The sequence below is a fragment of the Clostridium sp. UBA4548 genome (genome assembly GCF_002387895.1).
In the GTDB taxonomy this organism is placed as follows: Bacteria; Bacillota; Clostridia; order Clostridiales; family Clostridiaceae; genus Clostridium_J.
The window spans coordinates 30,235-44,988 of record NZ_DGLI01000043.1 but is presented as its reverse complement, the minus strand read 5'-3'; the positions used below and the strand labels follow the sequence as shown (position 1 = coordinate 44,988).

11 protein-coding genes are annotated in these 14,754 nt (G+C 30.7%); 9 read left to right on the top strand and 2 right to left on the bottom strand.

What is annotated here, in order from left to right:
* Positions 1-110: 110 nt before the first annotated feature.
* Positions 111-944 (top strand): sulfurtransferase, encoded by an 834-nt coding sequence (locus B3040_RS15355; RefSeq protein WP_291575027.1) that lies wholly within the window; start codon positions 111-113, stop codon positions 942-944.
* Positions 945-1,121: 177 nt separating this feature from the next.
* On the opposite strand, the gene B3040_RS15350 is transcribed toward B3040_RS15355, so the two are convergent.
* Positions 1,122-1,850, bottom strand: a complete 729-nt coding sequence (locus B3040_RS15350; protein WP_291575022.1) for a polysaccharide deacetylase family protein — start codon at positions 1,848-1,850, stop codon at positions 1,122-1,124.
* A gap of 507 nt (positions 1,851-2,357) precedes the next feature.
* Between B3040_RS15350 and B3040_RS15345 the strand changes: the two genes are divergently transcribed.
* From B3040_RS15345 to B3040_RS15325, 5 genes are all read left to right on the top strand, one after another.
* Positions 2,358-3,731 (top strand): MATE family efflux transporter, encoded by a 1,374-nt coding sequence (locus B3040_RS15345; protein WP_291575014.1) that lies wholly within the window; start codon positions 2,358-2,360, stop codon positions 3,729-3,731.
* 242 nt (positions 3,732-3,973) lie between these two features.
* A complete protein-coding gene (locus B3040_RS15340; protein ID WP_291575008.1) occupies positions 3,974-4,759 on the top strand; it encodes a hypothetical protein in 786 nt (261 codons plus the stop codon).
* Between the two features lie 406 nt (positions 4,760-5,165).
* Complete coding sequence (locus tag B3040_RS15335; protein ID WP_291575003.1) at positions 5,166-6,068, top strand: CsxC family protein; 903 nt, start codon at positions 5,166-5,168, stop codon at positions 6,066-6,068.
* 133 nt (positions 6,069-6,201) lie between these two features.
* On the top strand, positions 6,202-6,834 hold the full coding sequence (locus B3040_RS15330) for a DUF4489 domain-containing protein (RefSeq protein ID WP_291574999.1): 633 nt from the start codon (positions 6,202-6,204) through the stop codon (positions 6,832-6,834).
* A gap of 185 nt (positions 6,835-7,019) precedes the next feature.
* Complete coding sequence (locus tag B3040_RS15325; protein ID WP_291574993.1) at positions 7,020-7,982, top strand: hypothetical protein; 963 nt, start codon at positions 7,020-7,022, stop codon at positions 7,980-7,982.
* A 45-nt stretch (positions 7,983-8,027) separates the two neighbouring features.
* On the opposite strand, the gene B3040_RS15320 is transcribed toward B3040_RS15325, so the two are convergent.
* Positions 8,028-10,499 carry an ABC transporter substrate-binding protein gene (locus B3040_RS15320; RefSeq protein ID WP_291574991.1) on the bottom strand — a complete coding sequence of 824 codons (2,472 nt, stop codon included), beginning with the start codon at positions 10,497-10,499 and terminating at the stop codon, positions 8,028-8,030.
* A gap of 403 nt (positions 10,500-10,902) precedes the next feature.
* Here B3040_RS15320 and B3040_RS15315 point away from each other — a divergent pair, with 403 nt between their 5' ends.
* The 3 genes from B3040_RS15315 (at position 10,903) to B3040_RS15305 (ending at position 14,576) form a co-directional block, all read left to right on the top strand.
* Positions 10,903-11,412, top strand: a complete 510-nt coding sequence (locus tag B3040_RS15315) for a hypothetical protein (RefSeq protein ID WP_291574989.1) — start codon at positions 10,903-10,905, stop codon at positions 11,410-11,412.
* A 462-nt stretch (positions 11,413-11,874) separates the two neighbouring features.
* On the top strand, positions 11,875-13,302 hold the full coding sequence (locus B3040_RS15310; protein WP_291574987.1) for a TldD/PmbA family protein: 1,428 nt from the start codon (positions 11,875-11,877) through the stop codon (positions 13,300-13,302).
* On the top strand, positions 13,302-14,576 hold the full coding sequence (locus B3040_RS15305) for a metallopeptidase TldD-related protein (RefSeq protein ID WP_291574986.1): 1,275 nt from the start codon (positions 13,302-13,304) through the stop codon (positions 14,574-14,576). Before B3040_RS15310 ends, B3040_RS15305 begins: the two co-directional genes overlap by 1 nt.
* Positions 14,577-14,754 lie beyond the last annotated feature (178 nt).

Below are 14,754 nucleotides of genomic sequence, written 5' to 3'. Positions count from 1 at the left end.
GAGCGGGAAAGTGGATTTTTAATTCTTTAAATGATATTATATTTATGAGAAGATAATTGTTAATATTATACATATATCATTACTGGATGTATTAGATAAGGAGTGATTTTTTGAAAAATATAGTTGATATAAATTGGTTAAAGAAACATATGCAGGATAATGACTTAGTAATTATTGATTGTAGATTTAGTCTTCAAGACCCAACCTATGGAGAGAAGGCTTACAAGGAAGCCCATATCCCAAAGGCAATTTCAGTAAATCTTGATAAAGATTTAGCAGGAGAAAAGGGAGAACATGGTGGAAGACATCCACTTCCAAATATGAAGGACTTTGTAAAGTTTATGGAATCCCTAGGAGTATCAAACAATACAACAGTTTTAATATATGATGATGGTGATTTAGCTGCTCCTTCAAGGCTCTGGTGGATGCTTAAATATGTAGGAATTGATAAAGTGTATCTATTAGAGGGTGGAATAACAGCTTGGAAGACTTCTCAGGGAAGCGTTACTGCAGAAGAGTACAGGGGAAAAGAAAAGGGTAAAATAGACATAAACTTTAAAGAAGAAATGAAATGCTCAATGGATTATGTAAAGGAAAGTCTAGGAAAAAATGATATTGTAATTATTGATTCAAGGGCCAAAGAAAGATATCTAGGACTAGTGGAGCCAATGGATAAGAAGGCAGGACATATACCAGGTGCTAAAAATTATGATTGGACTTTAAATTTTAGAGATGATAAGGTACTTCCACTAGAAGAGCTTAAATCAAGATTTGAAGAAGTAAAAGATTATAAGGAGGTAATAGTACACTGCGGGTCTGGAGTTACAGGGTGTGCTAATGTGCTTATGCTAGAAGAGATAGGTATTCCCTCTAGGCTTTATGTAGGTAGTTGGAGTGACTGGTCAAGTTATGATGAAAATCCGGTAGCAACTGATGAAGAATAAGTTTAAATATAGCTAAAGATAAAGTTCAGATACAACATTATAAATATGGATAGGATAACATTAATTATAAAGATCACAGAATTGCAATTTAAAAAGCAAACACGAATACAAGTTTATGCAATTTGTAAGTGTAATAAAGAAAGATATGTTGAAATTGTACTTCAACATATCTTTCTTTTACACTTGTTTTTTTAGTGGGAAATAGTGTTCAGGAGTGGTTTCATCAATAACTTTAAACTCATATCCTTTGTTTTTGTAAAACTTAATAACCTCTGGTAAGGCTTTGCAGGTGTTTTTATGGGTGTAATCACAGTGCATCAGTAAAATTACTGGTTCACCAGATTCTACAGGTTTAGTTGCCTCTTTGTACAGTTTATAGGGAGGGGTTTTGCAATTGATACCATCAGACATAAAAAGATTCCAATCATATACTTTGAAATTATGATTATGTAGATTGTTTAAAAAACTTTGGCTTAATTTTTTGTTACTCCCAAAAGGAAATCTTATAATATTTGGTTTAACACCAGTAAGATCATCTATAATTTTTTGAGTGGTAAGCATTTCAGAAATAAATCTTTGCTGGCTAGAATAGATTTTCTTATACTCATGAGTGTAAGTGTGAAGTCCTATACTATGACCTTCCTTATGTATTCTTTTAACTTTTTCCTCTTGACCTTTTATTTGATTTCCAATAAGAAAAAATGTACCTTTAACATCAAACTTATTCAAAATATCTAGAATTTCGCCTGTTAAAACACTAGGTCCATCATCAAAAGTTAAGTAAATAGTTTTTTCATCCATGGAAGAATCTAAAGTAATTGCCTTAACTTTAGGTACTAATATATAGTTTAAAACTATAAATATAGTTAATACAGTAGAAATATAAGTTATAATAGTTTTTTTCATTTTATTCCTCCGTTTCATAAATAATGAACAGGTTTGGTTTTGTTAAACAATACTTATTATTTCTTAAATCTTGATTCATATTCCAAACAAATTTTCTCAAATAATTTAATTTAGTGGACAATCTGATTTAAACAAAATAAAATATACTTGTGTAAATATATGAATTAATCAATGGTTATATCAAGGAAAAAGACAAACAGTAGAAAAAAGTATTGTATTATGAAATTTAGTATAAGTTCTCTCACTAGATGGTACATAGGATTCCAAGAATAAATGGTGCTTTTCTTCAACAAAAAACGTAAGGAAACTAATAAAGAGTGATTTAAAAGGCAGATCTTAAATAGGGTTACCTCATTATCTAATGAATATAGAATTAAGGAAAAGACTCTTTAATATATAGTATTGATATATGTTTTCTTTACTATAAATTGTTAAGGATTATTAGTTAAAAGAAAAATATTAGAATATAAATAAAATTTAAATAAAATTAATGACTGGAGATGAATCATGGAAAAGAGAATAAATTTAGTTGAAGGAAATATTTTTACAAGTCTAATAAAGCTAGCAATTCCAATTATGGGAACCTCTTTTATACAAATGGCTTATAACATGACAGATATGATTTGGATAGGAAGAGTGGGAAGTAAAGCTGTTGCAGCGGTTGGAACAGCAGGTTTTTTTACTTGGTTAGCTATGGCATTTATTATGATTTCTAAGATTGGGGCAGAAGTTAAAGTTGCCCAAAGTTTAGGAAGAGGAGATAATGATACAGCTAAAAGCTATATTATCAGTTCAATTCAAATAAATGTAATTTTGGCATTGGCATACGGGGCGGTTTTATTTATGTTTAGAAAACCTCTTTTAGGCTTTTTTAAATTAGGGGACCCTTCTATTGTGAATATGGCAGAAACTTATTTAATAGTAATGATTTTAGGAATGGCATTTTACTTTATAAATCCTGTTTTCACTTCAATTTTTAATGGGGCAGGAAATAGTAGAACTCCTTTTATCATTAACTCAATAGGATTAGTGTTTAATATGGTATTTGATCCTGTATTAATACTTGGAATTGGACCATTTCCAAGAATGGAAGTTTTAGGAGCAGCTATAGCTACTGTTTTAGCTCAAATGGTAGTAACCTTATGTTTTATACTTGTAATGTTAAAAAGCAAAGAGCAATATCTAAAGTTTAATATATTTTCTAAACCTAATAAGGAAAATATTATAACAATTTGCAAGTTAGGACTTCCGGTAGGAGGACAAAGTGGATTATTCACTATATTCTCCATTCTCATTGCTAGAGCTATTGCGAACTTTGGACCTATTCCAATTGCAGTACAAAAGGTAGGTTCTCAAATTGAAGCTATATCTTGGATGACAGCAGGTGGATTCTCAACTGCTTTAGGAACCTTTGTGGGACAAAATTATGGGGCTAAAAAATATCATAGAGTTAAAGAGGGATATAGGGCTACTATGATAATGGCTATTATAGTAGGTATTTTTGCAACCTTGCTACTGACATTTGGAGGAAGAACAGTATTTTCATTATTTATACCAGAGGAAGAGGCTATAAAATACGGAATTGTTTATTTGAGAATATTAGGATACTCTCAGTTGTTTATGTGTATAGAAATTACTGTTAGTGGTGCTTTCAATGGGCTAGGGAGAACTATGATACCATCTGTTATAAGTGTAATATTCACAGGACTTAGAGTCCCTGCAGCTTATATCCTTGCATCAGAAAGTATTTTAGGACTAAACGGAGTATGGTGGAGTATTAGTATGAGTAGTGTTATTAAAGGTATATTGATGGTTGGAATTTTTACTATTTTATTAAAAAGAAACAAGCTTTTCAAAGAGGAAGTTGAGCTAGTTGCTTAAAGCTTTTTCATTTATATCGCCTTATATGCTTTAGAACTCTAAAGGATATAAGGTGATTTTTATTATAGAAAGCTATAAAAGTAGTTTTATTTATAAAATGAATAAAGCTAACTTTTCAACGGAAAATCTATGTATAGTAACATTTATAAGAAAAATGAATAGTATATACTGTAAAATAGATATACTGACATAGGTATATTTAGATTTATAATGTTAGCTTGTGGTGTGGGGAGGGGAAAAATATGTCTGAAGAAAATAAATTAAATAATGAAAAAGAACACGTACACTGCAAGGAAGACCATGAAGCAAAGGTATTAGAATGTGATACTATAGTAAAATGTCGTAGCAAACAATATAATATTGATACAAGCAAAAATGCTTTTATTGTAAATGTTCCAATAGTTTTAGCTGGAATTGAAATAGAATTAACCTTAGATAAAGAAATAGAGTTAGGAGAAAATAAAACATATGTAAGGGCTGAAAGTAAACATACCATGATAACTGAATGTAATATAATACCTTACACAAATAAATTATTTATAGAAGGATATGTTCAAAAATATATTGAGTTTTATGAAAATAGGAACATGGGATTGCTTAGCAAAGAATTAAAACATATGACTGTAAATATCCCTTTTAAAGCTTTTACGGAAGTTTCTTTTTTAACCAAGCCTATATATGGAAAAACTATAAATAAATCCATATGTGTGATGAAAAGTATGGAACTAGCCAAAGGGACCACAGAAAATTCTTGGTTTTATTATAACAAGCCCCAAGAACAAATTTACTGTGAGTTGGAGTGGTTAAAGAGTTTAGAAACTAATATTCTAGAGAATTCCTTAAAAGAGAATATGAACAATGGACAGGAATGTAAAAATTGTAGAAAGCTATTTATGAAGATGGTACTTAATATAGGTTTAAAGATAATTCAAAACCAACCACTAGCTATTTCTCATTTTGATAAAATCAATTATAGGAAAGAAGATAAAAGTAATATAAAAGAAGAAAAACTAGTAGAAGATGAATAACTACTTTTTAATACTATAAGGAGAGTAAGCATTTTGATGCATACTTTCCTTTTTTATAGTTAATGAAGGTAAATAATTAAGAAGAGTAGAAGTGAAAAACTAAACATAAGAATAAGATTTTATATTTACTCAATTAGAACATAGTATAATCACTTTATCTATTGATGAGGCATGGAACTTATTATCTAAATAAATACACTGCATACTTAGGTAAGCGAAATATAAATAGATGAAATTAATTAAAACATAGTGTTTTATAAAACTTATATTTGTCGAAAAAATTTGTAAATAAGAAGTTCTAAAAATAGGTGACAAGCTGTAACAACTTTCAAATTACTGAATAAGATATTATTAGATATGAAGCTTAAGGATTCAGCAGATAATGTGAAAGATCAAAAGTAGATTATTGGATAAAATTAATGTAACTTTAGGCTTTCATATACTTGAAGACAAAAATGGAGATGAAATCGTGTTTAAGAATCATGCAACCTTTAATAATTGTAATTGTGGAGAGTGCCCACCAGCTACAATTGAACCTGTAAACTTAGGGGAATGTAGTAACGAGCACTATCATCCATATGGATATCCAGGTCCAATGGTAGTTAAGGTTCCAGTAGTTCTATCTGAAGTTAAAGTTCAAATAGACCTTGAAAAGGAAGTAGTTTTAAACGAACCAGCTTATGACATTAAAACTATTGATAAAAAAGTATGTATAACACAATGTCATTTAGTACCATATACAAATAAATTATTCCTTGCAGGTTATGTTCAAAAAAATATACAGTATTCAACTGTTGACCAAGAAAACGCAAATAGTTTCAGTGGAGATATAAGGCACCATGTAATTAATGCTGATTTTAGGTGTGTTACTGCAGTAAAATTTACTAGACAACCTAATTTTGGAAAGTCTTATAAAATGAAATCTAATGTTTTAGATTGCAATATGGTTTGTCAAGATGAAGGAGAAGACAACTGGATGCACTATAATCAATATTTTGAGCCAATCTTCTGCGAAGTAGAGTGGACAAAAATTCTAGAAACTGATATTTTCAATAGAAATAATGAATGCCTAACAGAGTTCTCTACAGTAAACTGTTTCACAAACTTCATTGAAAAAATGGTAGTTTATATAGACCTTAAAGTATTACAAACTCAACAAGTGTTTATTCCAGAACCTGAATGTGAAGTAAAGGTAGAAAAGCACTATGAAGACAATCATAATTCTTGTGACTATTATGACGACATTGAAGTAAGCTGCATACCTGGAAAAGGAATGGTAGCAAGACCAATAAGAAGAGATAAATACTAAGAAAGCCTCTTAGTAAAGTATTATAAATAGTTAGGTTAAAAAAGAAACTTAAAACCATTAACTAAGAATTGTAGAGATTTATTCTTTTAATATAGATAGAAATTCAAATTAAATTCAAAAGGAGATTTTATATATGAAACTAAATTACAATGGACCAGAAGAGTATAAATATGACGAGAAAAAATGTGATTATAGACAAGAAGACAAACACTATGAAAAATGTGATTATCACCAACCATGCTGCGAAGAGCATAAATATTCACACTGCTATCCAAAGAGCCCATGTGCTTATGGCATATTATTTGAATGCAATAATGGTACTATGGCTAAAATACCATCAACAACAACTACAACTGGAGCACCAATAAACTGGGTGCCAAGATCTCTAGGTTGTGTTTCAATAGATACAAGTTGCTTAAAAATGCCAACAGTGAAATTTGATTTTAATTGTATAATCCAATATAGACGTATAGTAGCATCTCCAGCTCCATCAACTTTAACTTTTGGATTATTTAAAGTTTGCGATAATAATGGAGAAGAAATTCCATGTGGAACTTGGGAATATAGAGTAAACTTTGTTGACACACCAGTTGAAGAGCTAACAACCTCTTTCAGCTTCAGTTACTGTGAATGTGCTAGCTGTCCAAACTGCTGCACTTACTATGTGAAAATTATTGAAGCTAATAACCCATCATTAGGCGGAGTTTCTGATATTCTTGACGTAATGGCTCCATCACTTTCAGTTATGGCTAAATCAAGCTGCTAATCAGTTTAAAATATATTTTGGAAACCCTTCGGGGTTTCCTTCTCAAAACAAATAACCTTAAGTTGCTAAGTGACTTTGGAAGAAGAAAATATACTTCTGCCAAAGTCTATTTTATAAGCAAATTTATATAGTGTTGAAAGGTAATTTGGTTTAATTTATTTATGCAAGCATTAGGAGGAGAATTTATGAATGAAAACAATAGTCTAAATTATATCATAAAGCAAATAGCTAAAACTATTCCTAAAGAGAACCGTAACAAAGCTATGTTAGTCATATTAAGTATATTAAAGGAAAAAGCAAATATTAGTGAGAGTAGAGTTAGAAATGAAGGAATAGTGGTAGATAAGTTAGAGTTAGGTAATGACAGGGATACTAGCAATAACATATTAGATAAGGAAGAAAATAAGGAAAACACAATTGGAATTATATCACTGCGTAATGACAAGGATGAAAGGCCTAAGGAGTTTGTTGAAACTATTGCTAATCTTCAACAATGTGTCAGTGAGCAGGTGGATATTAGTATAGTACCTGAATCTTTAGTAGGGAATTTCCCTGTGATACTAGCACAAATAAACATAGAAATTTCAATTGAAGCACTTACAAAATTTCCAGAAGAGGTCTTCACTATAGAAGACATAGATAAGAATTTAATTGTAAGTAGTTGCAGCATTGTTCCAGATGCAAGTAGCATATTTTTAGAAGGAATTATAGAAAAAAAAGTAAAATATACCACAGTTAATGAATGTTATAGTGATAGAATTATTGGTAATATTAAAAATGCAACCTTGATACTTCCTTTTAAATGCTGTTCAGATCTGAAGTTTTCAAAAAGTCCTGAAGCTTTTAAGGGAAATAATTCTATAATACTTCAAGTATTAAGTCCTTTGGAACCTCAGTGCAATTACAATAAAGAAAGCTCAGTTGAAAGTAAAAAATTAAGTCATGAGATTTATTGTAGCTTGGAAAATGTGAAAATATGCGAATATAATAAAAAACTTAAAACTAAAATGTTAAAAAACACTTTATCAAAGGCAGATACTTTTAATATAATGAAAGAAAAAACTGTGATAAGCTTTACTATTTCTATAATGCAAAACCAACAGGTTTTTATTTATAATGAAAATAATAGCAAACCATTTGATACTTAGATGAAAAAAGCTTAAGGGTGCAGGTGAAGCTCCCTTAAGCTTTTTTTAAGATATGATTATATCGTCATATTTATAGTGGCCAGTAATGGTTTGTCTTAAGCCAAGTAATTCCCTTTTGTGCACAAATGCTCTTTGAGGGTGGAATAAAAATACCCATGGAGCTTCATCCACAATAATGTTTTGAATTTCCTTATAAAGTTCTAATCGTTTCACAGGGTTTATAACTTTTTTAGCTTCGCTTAACAAATCCATTACTTCCTCATTATTATAACGAACAAAGTTTGTAGAATTTTCGAAGTTGAATAGTGGTTGCAAGAAGTTGTCCAAATCTCCTGTATCAGCAATCCATCTACTCATAAAGCCATCACAATTTTTTATAGCAGCAGGAGTAAGATATTCACTTGCTTTAACAACTGTAATATCACACTTTACACCAATAGCATTTAAGTCTTCAACTATAAGTTTAAGAACTTTTCCGTTAGTTGTGTTTTCAGTATCTGTATCACGCAGATTAACTTTTAAAGTTCTATTTGATATTCCTTCCTTTTGAAGTATGCTTTTTGCAAGGGTAGGGTTATAATCATAGCCCTTTCCAGTGGCTCCATTTAACATTCCAGGAGGAATTGGACCCTTTGCTGCAACTCCTAATCTACCAAGAATCTCTTTAACTATTCTATCTTTATTTATAGCAAGATTAATTGCTTTTCTGGCTTCCTTACTTTTAACAAGAGGAGAAGAACCCTCTAAGTTTAAACCGAAATAATAGGTTCCTAATATTTCAGCAATCTTAGGATCTAAACCGGTTTTAGTTTTTATCTCTGTAATGTCAGTATCGGTATCTGTAACTATGAAGTCATGAGTACCATCTATGAACCCAGCTACGGCTCCAGAGGTGTTAAAGCTTATGATTGCCTTATCTACATAAGGAGTACCACCATAGTAGTCTTTAAAGGTTTCTAGTACACATTCTTTGTCATTATACTCTTTAACAATAAATGCTCCACAACCAGTAATTGTTCCTTTTAAACAATCTTCCTTGCAAAGAATAGAGGTAGCTACTTGTCCTAAGTTTAATAAGAAACCCATGTAAGGAGAAGCTAGTTTTAATTTCACTCTATATCTATCTAAAGCCTTGATACCTGAAACAGAAGAAGCTTGTCTTGTCATAAATTCATGGGCACCTTCTAGGAAATCTAAATACCAAGCATTATCAGCTTTTAAATTTGGGTCTAATATTCTCTGAAGGGAATATACTACATCATCAGAGGTAACTTCTTTTCCGTTATGAAATTTAAGACCCTTTCTTAGATTAAATATCCAAGTTAATCCATCTTCCTCTACATACCAACTTTTAGCGAGACCAGGAAGTATATTACCTTCACAAGAAAGAGAAATTAATCCACTGTGTACATTTGATAAAAGCTGGTTTCCATCAGAATCGATACAATTTGCAGGATCTAAGGTAATTGGCTTACCATGACAGGCATGAAGTACTGATTCTTTTTTCTCTTCAACATCTTTAATTTCATTTAGAAGATCATTAGTAAGAACTTGCATATCCTTTGACACATCATCCAAAGCGGCTAAGGAAGTTTTAGTGTATGCAGTGTTCAAAGAAGCATATTGTGCCATTTGCTCTAGGTGTTCTGCTACCTTAGTCATATCTTCTGTAGCATACATTATCTTTTCTAAAATATTTGTTTGTGATGCCGTAGCATTACTAATTTCTTTAACAACTTCAGTAGTACTAGTTACTGCTTCAGTAATTTCATCAAAAACTTGTAATGTATTGTGAGCAATTTCTGTTCCTTCATTTACCTTAGAGGAGCTTACCTTCATTGCGTCTAGGGTTTGAGCAACACTATTATTTATTTCCACTATATTTTTAGAAATATGATCAGCAGACTCTGCACTCATTTCAGCTAATTTTTTTACTTCTGTAGCAACAACTGTAAAGCCTTTTCCAGCTTCACCAGCTCTTGCAGCTTCTATAGCAGCATTAAGAGCCAAAAGATTTGTTTGTTTAGATATGCTTTTAATAATCTCTAACATATCATTAATTTGAGTTGCTTTGTGGCTTAGGTTATTTACTAAAGAACTTACATTGTCTACTGAAGATTTAATTTCATCCATGGCATCAATAGATTTATGTACAGCATCAGTTCCCTTTTTTGCTGTAGTCAAAGTTTCTTCAGCAATTGTTCTAGTATTATCAGTATTAGCCATAACTTCTTCAGCAAAGGCGCTATACTCTCTAACACCGTCAGATACTTTCTCGATAGAGCTCATTTGAACTTCAACTTGACCTGCAATATCGTTAATCATAGTTATAAGGTTTTCTGTAACAGAGGTAGCATCCCCAACTTTATTAACTATCCTTTGAGAAATACATTGTTGGTTATACTTTAACAAAGCTAATTTGCTATTACTGTTAGGTTTAACCTCAGGAGTGTTTTTCACTGCTATTGTAGTATCTACAATATTTGTAGAAGGAGTATTTTTTTTTCTTCCGAACATATTTATACCTCCAGAAAGTGTTTTATATAATTTAGTTAAATATAGTATTATTTTAAAGGTCACATTATGTAGAATTTTCTTTTAAAGTTATATGTTACCAATATTTTTCAACTATTAATTATATAGCTATAGTTTAATATAATCAATAGAATAGAAAAAATATAAATTGGTATAGTGAAAAATATGACACCTCCATAAGTATATCGTCAAAAATCATCAAAACTGAATAGCAGTATTTTAAGTTGTATAGGCCACATATAATTAGTAAGTCAATATAAATTGCTTTAATAACAATAAAATAATCCCGACCTATAGTAGGATTCTCAGTAGATGAATAGTAATAATAGAGAAAATAGTAAATGTTCGTGGTATAATATAGAAAATATAAAAAGGGGGCGAGAATATGGAAGGATTTACTTTGGATAATATTATCATGGTTTTAGTAGCTTTAGGCCTTTTAATTCTAGTTATAAAATTTATTAAAGGTGTAATTAGAACGGTGATATCTTTAATTTTAATTCTGACTTTAGGTGTAAGTGGGTATAATATTTTTATTGCCAAAAAGCCTGTATCTTATGAAATCCAAAGATATAAAACTGACTTTGCCTATGTAAAAGAAATGAAAAATTTAACTACAGAAGCGTCCAAAGCAATTGATGAAATTAAGGAAAACAAAAATGTTAACGAAAATGTGAATAAGCTTATGGATCTCAGGGAAAAAGCTAATGGAATCAATCATAGTGAAGAAGCAAGCTTTATTCATAAAAAATACATGAATGGATTTGATGCAGTAATTACTGGGGTAAAAGGTTACGAAGTTGCTAAGGGGGCTGAGGCTCAGGTGGCAAAACTTGAAGAATTGTCAAAAGAAATTAATATAAGTTTTATGGATGTAATTTTTCCAGAAAAATAAATTTTGAAATTACAATGAAGCAATAAAGAAGTAATTTTATTATGATAAATTTGTATAATTAAAGGAATTAGGATAAAAGTCATTGAGTAAGGGTTACACCGCTTAATGACTTTTTTTAATTAAATAAAAATTAAGTCCATTTGTTTGATGAATTTGGATGAAAGTCCTTTTGTAAATAAATCTTTTTGTTTTACAAAAATTTTACACTATACAAAAACTTAGGAGTTATTAAGTGAATAGTGGTGTTTAAAATTATTTAAATTTATTAGATACTAGAAGCTAAGTTTAGATAAATAACATTATTTACGAATTTTTAATATAAGCAACAAGAATTCTTAAGAGGATTAGGGAATAAGCTATGAGAGAAATGGAATTTTATTGTAATTAGCACTAGAAAGTAGTACCATTATAATAATATACTGAATATTAAAAAAGTAGTTTGTGTAAAAGGGGGAATAAAACATGGAACTAAAATATAGTAGTTTTCTTACGGAAATTAAAGAAGACTTAAAATTACTAGTAAAAGAACTTTCCAAAGATTTTCCTTATGTATCTATATTAGCAACGGATTGTATAGGAAAGGTTTATTCTGTTACTAGAAGAACTTCAGCTATTTCAGGAAATGACTGCAATGAAAGGGGATTTGTGGTAAGAATTCATAATGATGTGAACTATTCAGAGTACTCTTTTAATGAAATATCAAAGGATACTGTGCTTGAAATCGCAGAAACAATAAGAAAAGACTTGGGTGGATTTGTAAAGCAAGCTATGGGAAAACTCACATTTAATGAATATGAAAGAATTAAGGAAGAAGAAATGAAGAAAGTCTTTAGCAAGGAAGTGAAGATTAATCCAAAGACTTTAAAGGACGAGGAAGTAATCAAAAGACTTACTGCTATAATGAACAATGGACTAGTAAAATCAGAAAAAATAATAGATTATAGAGTTAGATTTGAATATCTTCATGTAAATAAGCTATATCTTTCAAAGAATAAGGATTTAGAGCAAAGTTATATGTGGGGTAATGGAGCAAATATTTGCATTGCTTCTAAGGATGAAAATACAAAATATTCCTATAAGGGTTTTTCAGGCTTAAAGGGTGGTGAGCTTTTAGAGGAAATGGAAGCTTCTGTAGAATTAGTAGTTAATAATACGCTTGTTTTATTAGATGCAGAGCCAATGCCACCGGGAGAATATGAAGTTATTTGTGACCCAGATGTTACTGGACTTATTGCTCACGAAGCTTTTGGACATGGAGTAGAGATGGATATGTTCCTAAAAGATAGGGCAAAATCAAAGGAGTATTTAGGAGAGTATGTGGCTTCAGAGTTAACTGTTATGCATGATGGAGCTAAGGGGATTGAAGAAACCTCTTCTTATAATTTTGATGATGAAGGTGTACTAGCTCAGGATACTATAATCATAGAGGAGGGTATTTTAAAACAAGGCATTTCCGATAGCCTTTCAGCCTTGAGTCTAGGTGTAGAACCTACAGGCAATGGGAAAAGAGAATCCTATGAAAGAAAAGCGTATACTAGAATGACAAATACTTATTTCTCACCAGGAAAACATAAATTAGAGGATATGATAGCTTCAATTGATTATGGATTTTTACTAGAACAGTCAGCCAGTGGAATGGAAGATCCTAAGAACTGGGGAATTCAGTGCATGGTTAATGTGGCTAAGGAAATAAAGGATGGAAAATTAACTGGAAAAGTTTATTCGCCTGTTATTCTTACAGGGTACGTTCCAGACCTTTTAAAATCAATATCTATGGTTTCAGAAGATTTAGAAATGGGTGGAGCAGGCTTCTGTGGAAAAGGATATAAAGAATGGGTTAAAGTGTCTTGTGGAGGGCCATACATTAAGGCGAGAGTGAGGTTAGGATAATGGTTGAGAAAATTATAAATGAATTAATGAAAGCTGATATAGATAAATATAAAATTAACGTAGAAACTGTAGAAAGTGTAGAGTTGTTTTTTATTAAAAAGGCTCTGGATATGAATAGAAAAAAGAAGATTACTAATTACAAGGTAACGGTTTATAAGGATTTTGAGGAAAATGACCAGACTTATAGAGGTTCTTCAGAGGTGGACATATATCCAACTATGAAGGAGGATGAAATAGGAATTATTCTAAAGGATGGGTTATATGCAGCAGGTTTTGTTAAAAATAAATTCTATCCATTAGTAAAGGGTGAGAAGTGTGGTGAAATAACCCTTCCATCAAAATTTAGTGGATATACCTTAGAAGCGGGAGCCCTTGCTATACAAAAAGCTCTTTATAAAAATGATATCTGTGAGCAAGGAGGAATCAATTCTTCAGAGATATTCCTAGAGAAAATTACAAAAAGAATAATTAACTCTGAAGGTGTAGACGTAACTTTTGTGAAGTTTTCCTCCGAAGTGGAGTGTATTACTCAATGGATTGAGGAGCAAGACGTGGAGCTTTTCAATGTATTTAGATATGGAGATTTAGATGAAGAGTTAATTGCAGATAGTGTTAAAGATGCTATCGAACTAACTAAGTGGAGAGTTAAAGCTAATAATGCAGTTAAAACAGGAAACTATAGAGTGCTTTTAAGAAAATCGGCTCTTAAGAGTATGTTTTCTTATTACATGGATAAGGCTAGCGTAGGGGCAGTTTACAATAAACTTTCAAATTTTAAGCCTGGTGAAGGAGTTCAAGGTAATGAAATTAAGGGAGATAAGGTTACTATAACTCTAAAAGGATCTGCACCTTACGATAATGATGGACTTAAGCTCGAAGAAGTAACTATCATTGAAGATGGAGTTTTAAAAACTTATCATGGAAACACTAGATTTTCTCATTATTTAGAGGTAGAACCTACAGGTAATCTTGATGAAACTGTAGTAAAGTGTGGAGAAAAGCCTATAGTGGAAATGACAAGGGAGCCATATTTAGAATTAGTTGCCTTTTCAGACTTCCAGATAGATTCTTTAACAGGAGACTTTGCAGGAGAAATTCGACTTGGTTTCTACTACGATGGAGAAAAGATAACTCCAGTAACAGGAGGTTCTATGTCTGGTAATATTAAGAATGTACAAAATAATATGTTCTTATCAAAAGAAATTTACAAAGACGGAAGCTTTACTGGACCTAAGATGTTAGAGCTTATAAATGTTAATATTGCTGGAGAATAGAATTTTTAAAATTAAGTGGTTATAAATTTAGTATAAAATGCATAAAAGCGCATAAGTGCTATATATTCTTTTATTTAAGTATTCTTATATTTTTATAAAGAAATAAATATAAGGATACTTAAATATATATTTATAATAATTTCTTAATATAGCGGTGTATTTTAACTTATATATTACT